Annotated in this window: 5 protein-coding genes; 3 read left to right on the top strand and 2 right to left on the bottom strand. The window is 65.4% G+C overall.

Annotated elements, in window-relative coordinates; translation table 11 throughout:
- The coding region (locus tag EN780_RS26030; protein ID WP_128275722.1) for a ubiquinol-cytochrome C chaperone family protein at positions 1 to 427 on the bottom strand (427 nt) is incomplete at its 3' end.
- Positions 428 to 541: 114 nt separating this feature from the next.
- Between EN780_RS26030 and EN780_RS26025 the strand changes: the two genes are divergently transcribed.
- The 3 genes from EN780_RS26025 to EN780_RS26015 all read left to right on the top strand — a co-directional run bounded on the left by EN780_RS26025 (position 542) and on the right by EN780_RS26015 (position 5,098).
- Positions 542 to 1,060, top strand: a complete 519-nt coding sequence (locus EN780_RS26025; protein WP_127284710.1) for an outer membrane protein assembly factor BamE — start codon at positions 542 to 544, stop codon at positions 1,058 to 1,060.
- Between the two features lie 293 nt (positions 1,061 to 1,353).
- Positions 1,354 to 1,725, top strand: coding sequence for a hypothetical protein (locus EN780_RS26020; protein ID WP_127311827.1), 372 nt, complete (start codon positions 1,354 to 1,356; stop codon positions 1,723 to 1,725).
- A gap of 4 nt (positions 1,726 to 1,729) precedes the next feature.
- Positions 1,730 to 5,098 (top strand): DUF4132 domain-containing protein, encoded by a 3,369-nt coding sequence (locus tag EN780_RS26015; protein ID WP_128275721.1) that lies wholly within the window; start codon positions 1,730 to 1,732, stop codon positions 5,096 to 5,098.
- Positions 5,099 to 5,158: 60 nt separating this feature from the next.
- On the opposite strand, the gene EN780_RS26010 is transcribed toward EN780_RS26015, so the two are convergent.
- A partial coding sequence (locus EN780_RS26010) for a sodium/proton-translocating pyrophosphatase (RefSeq protein WP_189556734.1) occupies positions 5,159 to 5,747 on the bottom strand: 589 nt, incomplete at its 5' end.

The following is a 5,747-nucleotide window of genomic DNA, read 5'->3' as shown; positions in this document are numbered from 1 at the left end:
GCCACTCACCCGCGTCGGGCACGACATTGCGGGTAAGCGCGGCGGCGAGCGCTTCCTTGTCGCCGCGCTCGAGCGCGTCGTCGTAGGCAGCCGTGCGGCCATAGAACATCTTGGCCAGTTTCTTCATGCGCTTCGGCACGCCGACGTCGCTGATGCCCAGCTCTCGCAGCGAATGTTCGACATCCAGGAAGAACTCGTCGATGAGCACCTGGGCGACCTCGGTCGCGGCGCCGCTCTCGCCGCGCAGCCGGTGCTGGAACAGGAACATGTGCAGCGACAGCATCTCGAAACGGCCAAGCGGCGTGTCCGGCACATTCCAGTCGGAATAAAAAACGGCTTGCCGCGCCGCCGCCACGATTTGTGCGTAAAGCGCCTCGGTGATAGCGCGGTTGGCATGGCGTTCGCGGCCAAAAAAGCGCTGGAACATTGAGGGTGGTCTCCCGGGGACCGTTTGTTGAATTGGCCTTGTTGCATCGGCAGGCAAGCTGGTTTACCGGTTTTGCCGCCCAGCGCAAGTTGCGGTCGGCTAATGGAGTTGTTGTTGCGCGCGCTGAATTTCAAGTTGCATTTCCTGGCCAGGCCGGCCGGCATGGCATCGCTGCTGGTGGCGGCGGCCGCCCTTTCAGCCTGCAATTCGTCCAAGATGATCGGCGATCTCAGCCCCGGCGAGACGCTGACCCAGGGCTACGTCATCGACCAGCAGGCAATCGACTCGGTGCCGGTGGGGTCGAGCCGCGAACAGGTGCTGCTGGCGCTGGGCACTCCGTCGACGACGGCGACCTTCGACAACGAGGCCTTCTACTACATCTCGCAGACGCGCAAGCGCTATGTCGCCTTCGACAAGCCGCATCTGGTCGACCAGAAAGTGCTGGCGGTCTATTTCGGCGCCGACGGCCGCGTCACCCAGATCGCCAACTACGGGCTGAAGGACGGCAAGGTCTTCGACTTCATCTCGCGCACCACGCCGACCGGCGGCAAGGACCAGAACTTCCTCAGCCAGATCATCAACGGCGCCAGCAAGCTGGCGCCCGGCCTGCCAGGCGGCGGCAACGGCATGTAACCGACGGCCGGCTCGCTTTTCGCACGCGGGCAACACAGAATCAGGCAGCCAGGGACCCGCCGGATCGCTCCGGCGGGTCTTTGCTTGACACTGACCGCCCGTTCCGGCTCAGCGAGGCCAGCTTCGCTCGAAGAGCAAAACCGAAGCCGTCCAGTGTCCCGATGATCCTTTATTGATCCTGTGGCGGGCGCAACTTCTGCGTTAGCCGTTTATCCACCACAAAACGCAATGGCGCTTGGGTTTCATCTGCCTATAATTTTTGATCCGCAAGATCAGCCGGATCGGAGGGTCAGATGAGCCGCATCGTCATGTACGACCAGATCGGCGCCCGCAAGCCGGTCCAGAGCTTCGTCCTGGACTGGAAGGACGGCGTCCCGTGCACGCTCCGGCAGATCATCACCGAACGCGTGCTGCTGGAGCATGACAGGTTGCACGCCTCGCGCAACGACGCGGCGATCGAGACCCTGCTCTATGCGCCAAACACCGGACCGCTCAAGAAGACCAACCCGGACCAGGCTGTGGCGGCAGCGATCGAGGCCTTTTCGCGCAACGCCTTCATGGTGGTCGTCGGTGGCAAGCAAATGATGGCGCTGGACGACGTGGCCGTCATTTCAGCGCGCACGGACGTCGTCTTCATCAAGCTTTTGCGGCTCAAGGGAGGCTGAGCGGATGAGCAATGGACGGTTGTTTTCGGGTCTCAGGGCAGCGGCCGCGGCGTTCGGCAAGGCCGTAGGCGGCGCCGCGCGTCCGACTGAGCCGGCGCCAGTCGCCGACATAAACAGGATGGTCGAGCGGCTCCATCGCGCCCATGCCGACAGGGAGCGGAGCGAGGCAGAGGCGCTGGCGCGGGATATCGAGCTGGCCTCATCCGCTGGCGTCTCGCGTCCGATGACAGCGGAGCTCATCTCCCTCGTCCGCGCCTACGACACCGCGAACTCGGAGGAAGCCCGCAAGGATATCACCAGCCGCCTGCGCGCTTTGTCGGCAGAACAGCGCGGCGAGTTGTTCGACACTATCGACGCGCTGCGAGCGCGGTTCGGCTGGGGCCCGGCGGTAGCCATCTATGTGCGCAGCCGCGAGGGCAGCATCCCGCCCAGATTCGCGCGCTTTTGCGAAACCTTGAGCCGCGATCTTCTGCGCAGCGGCTTCCAGGCGAACGGGCCGAGAACCGCCACCGTGCTCAGGCTGCTCGCCAACGACCAGGCCGGCCTCCACCTCAAGGGCACGATCGGCTGGTCGAGCGGGTTGCCCAAGCTCGGCATCGTTCGCGAGATCGAGCGCGCGGTGAAACACGGACTGGTTCCAGGCCCAGAGGACCGCGCCAACGCCGCCAGGCTCATCGCGCTGGTTTGCGATACGCAGTACTACAAAAACCGCACTGGTCCGGAAAAGACCGATCCACCGCTGATCGTTTCGCTGAAGGCGCTTGCCGGGGCCGGCCAGCAGGACAGTTTCTTTGCGCGCATGCGGGCCAATCCGCCGGGAAAACTTCCGCACCTGCGCTACACGCCGCCGCCGTCCGACAAGGCGGAATTTTGGGACGACGTGCTGACGGAACTGGCACCGCTGTTCGAGGACATCCGCGCCTACGCCGGCGACAGGACGGTGCACAACTGGCTGACCGACCGACAGGCGTTCGCCGCCCGTTTTGGCTCCGGCGATGGCAGTGCCGCCTTCAGGTTCGGCTGGTGGGCTCGCGACACCAAGGGCGAGGAAGGTTTTCACAAGGACTACAACAACCATCTCAGCCGCATGCTGAGCCAGGAAACACCCGAATGGCGACAGCTCGCGACCGCCGCGCAAATGGCGATGCTGCGCGCCGTGGGGCCGACCTTCGATCGGGGTTGGCCGCAGGACTTCACGAAGGCCGGCACGCAGGTCGAGGCGTTCGAATTCGGCGGCGGGGATCCTGACGGAAGCCTGCTCAACCATCTGGTTGCCGCCGGCGATGGCGCACCCGGCACGACCTGGCTGAAGGATTGCGAACGCAAGATCGCAGCCCTTGGGCACGATTCGGTGGCCGACGGTTTCAGGCAGTGGCTCAAACCGCTCTGCGAACCGGCGCTGCCGGAGATCGACCGCGACGTCTATATCGGCCTCGAAGCCTACAGCCTGGTGTTCAGCCCGCAGAATGCATCGGTGTTTCCGACACCGCTGCCGGAACGGGAGTCGGCGGGTTATGCGGCGGCGGTGCGGCAGTCCGCGCTGAAGGCGATCTGCGCGATACCGGGCCTGCTGTTCCAGCGCGCGGCCGGGGACTATGTACCCTGGCAATTTGATCTCGGCCGACTGCACGGCGAACTGTCGCCCGACAATGTCGCGGTCGCACGCGGCATTGCCCTGGCCTTGTCCCGCCTGCCGGCCGACAAGGCGCTGCCGCTGCTGGAATCGCTGGCAGGCGCGACGCTGATCAAGACAGGGCATTACGGACGCACCGTGCGTTCGCAAAAGACAGGGGCGGCCTGCGTCTGGTCGCTCGGCCAGTTGGGCACCGCGGACGCCGCCTATGCGCTCGGCCGCCTTCGCCGCAGGATCGACGACAAAGTGGTGATCAAGTCGATCGACAAGGCCCTGGAAGCGGCGGGCAGCAAGCTCGGCCTGTCGGGCGACGACATGCAGGAAATCGCCATGGCCGAGTACGGCATCGGCGATGGCGGGCTTCGTGTCGAGGAACTGGGCGGCGTTCGCGTCGAGTTGCGCGTTGTCTCGTCGGCCAAGGCCGAGTTGCGCAGCATCGACGCCAAGGGCAAGTCGAGCCGCGGCATCGCCAAGGATTTCAAGGCGGCACCCGGCGGTAGCGAAATGGCGGGCGAGTTGGAAGATGCGGCGAAGGACATCGCGCTGATCCTGCCGGAAGCGCGGCGCCGCATCGAGAGCGCCTGGCGCGACGGCCGCCACTGGAATTACCAGGGCTGGCAGGATCGGCTGATCGGCAATGGCCTGCTGCGCACGCTTTCCGAGCGCCTGATCTGGCGTTTTGTGGGTCCCAAGGGCGAGGCGTTCGTCGCCATGCCGCGCGACGGCGGGCTTGTCGATCATGCCGGCGTTCGCTGCCCGGTTCCAGGACCGGACTGGACGGTCCACCTTTGGCATCCGCTGGACAGCCCGGCCACGACCGTCGCCGCCTGGCGCGAGAGGCTTGCCAGGCAGACGATCCAGCAGCCCTTTATCCAGGCCTGGCGGCCGGTCTATGTCGTCACCGACGCCGAACTTGCCACGCAGAGCTATTCGAACCGCTTCGCCGCGCACATACTGGAGCAGGCTCCGGTCATGGCCATCCTGAAGAAGCGCGGCTGGACGGCGTACAACCGCAGCATGCACGGCAACAATGCCGAGCATGAACGCGTTCGGCTCATCCTGCCGCATCACGGCGTCGCCGCCGAGTTCTGGGTCGCCGGCATCGGCACGCGCGTGCAGGACATCGAGGCGGCGGAGCGCGGCGCCGCCCTCTACGCCTTCATCGCCACGGACCGTGTCGCCTTCTTCGCGCTCGATCCCAAGACCGGGCTGCCGAACGAGGTGCCCCTGTCCGTCGATGCAGTGCCTCCCCGCGCGTTCTGCGAGGCGATGTACGACATCGACAGCGTGATAGGCCGCACCTCGATCGGCAACGACCGCCACTGGCAGGATCGCGGCGGCGATGCCCGCCACCCGCTGTCGGAGCGGCCTGAATTCCTCGATTACCGCGAGCGCTATTCGGCGGGACAGGCCAGCGGCCTGGCAAAGGGTCGCCGCGATTTCATCGCCACCATCCTGCCCGGCCTCGCCATTGCCAACCAGGGCACGGTTACGGACGAGTTCCTGATCGTCGACGGCAAGCGCAAGACCTACAAGATCAACTTCGCGTCCGGGCACATCAGAATGGCGCCCAACGACCGCTATCTCTGCATCGTGCCGTCAAACGAGGCGACCGGGCCAAGGCCGGCCTACGTGCCGTTTGAGGGCGACGACATCCTGTCGGTCATCCTGTCCAAGGCAATGATGCTCGCCAATGACGACAAGATAACCGACGGCTCGATCCTCACGCAGATCGGGTGACGGCAAAAAGAAACCCGCGGGATCGCTCCCGCGGGTTTTTCCGACTTCCAGCCTCGAGCCTCAGCCGTGCGCGAGCACGGCGAGCAGCAGCAGGGCGACGATGTTGGTGATCTTGATCGCCGGATTGACGGCCGGGCCGGCGGTGTCCTTGTAGGGATCGCCGACCGTGTCGCCGGTGACCGAGGCCTTGTGCGCCTCCGAACCCTTCAGGTGCTTGACGCCGTCCTTGTCGGTGAAGCCGTCCTCGAACGATTTTTTGGCGTTGTCCCAGGCGCCGCCGCCCGAGGTCATCGAGATGGCGACGAACAGACCGTTGACGATGACGCCGAGCAGCGAGGCGCCAAGTGCTGCAAAGGCCGAGGCCTTCGAGCCCGAGATCAGAAGCACGCCGAAATAGACCACAAGCGGCGCCAGCACCGGCAGCAGCGACGGGATGATCATCTCGCGGATCGCCGCCCTGGTCAGAAGGTCGACGGCGCGGGCGTAGTTGGGCTTCGAGGTGCCGGCCATGATGCCCTTGTCCTCGCGGAACTGCTTGCGCACTTCCTCGACGATCGAGCCGGCAGCGCGGCCGACGGCGGTCATGGCGATGCCGCCGAACAGATACGGGATCAGGCCGCCGAAGATCAGGCCGGCGACGACGTAGGGG

Origin of the sequence: Mesorhizobium sp. M4B.F.Ca.ET.089.01.1.1 (assembly GCF_004022605.1) — a bacterium.
Lineage (GTDB): Bacteria > Pseudomonadota > Alphaproteobacteria > Rhizobiales > Rhizobiaceae > Mesorhizobium > Mesorhizobium abyssinicae.
The sequence above is the reverse complement of the archived record's forward strand: the minus strand, read 5'-3'. Positions and strand labels throughout refer to the sequence as shown.

What these genes read in the sequence shown, in the direction of transcription:
- EN780_RS26020 (WP_127311827.1), top strand. Translation starts at nt 1,354, where the DNA reads ATGAGCCGCATCGTCATGTACGACCAGATCGGCGCCCGCAAGCCGGTC.
- EN780_RS26015 (WP_128275721.1), top strand. Translation starts at nt 1,730, where the DNA reads ATGAGCAATGGACGGTTGTTTTCGGGTCTCAGGGCAGCGGCCGCGGCG.